The organism is Mesorhizobium sp. M8A.F.Ca.ET.161.01.1.1 (genome assembly GCF_004792105.1).
Lineage (GTDB): Bacteria > Pseudomonadota > Alphaproteobacteria > Rhizobiales > Rhizobiaceae > Mesorhizobium.
Map to the genome: position 1 here is coordinate 1 of NZ_SRTD01000383.1, position 303 is coordinate 303.

At 64.4% G+C, this 303-nt stretch carries 1 protein-coding gene; it reads right to left on the bottom strand.

Annotation, left to right across the window (positions count from 1 at the left end; all coding sequences use genetic code 11):
• Window positions 1-287, bottom strand: a 287-nt coding sequence (locus EN804_RS36185; RefSeq protein ID WP_135922408.1) for a 2Fe-2S iron-sulfur cluster-binding protein, incomplete at its 3' end; no start/stop codon positions are given.
• Between the last annotated feature and the right edge of the window lie 16 nt (window positions 288-303).

Below are 303 nucleotides of genomic sequence, written 5' to 3' on the forward strand. Positions count from 1 at the left end.
GCGCCGTCGAAGACTTCCTGCACCGTAGCGCGCACGTTGGGCTGCTTGCGCAGGCTGTCGCGCGACACGTCGATCAGCGCATTCGGTTCCTCCGGCCCGGCCGACAGGAAACCACGCGGACGGTGATATTTGAACGAGCGGCCGATCAGATGCACGCCATTGGCCAGAAGGGCTGACGCGACGGTGTCGCCCTCCAGCGCCGGATAGATCTTGCCGTCAAAGGTAAAGCGCGCGGTTCTCGCCGGCGTGAGACGGCCTGCGCCCTTGATACGATAATCGCCGCTCATTGCCCGGCTCCCTTTT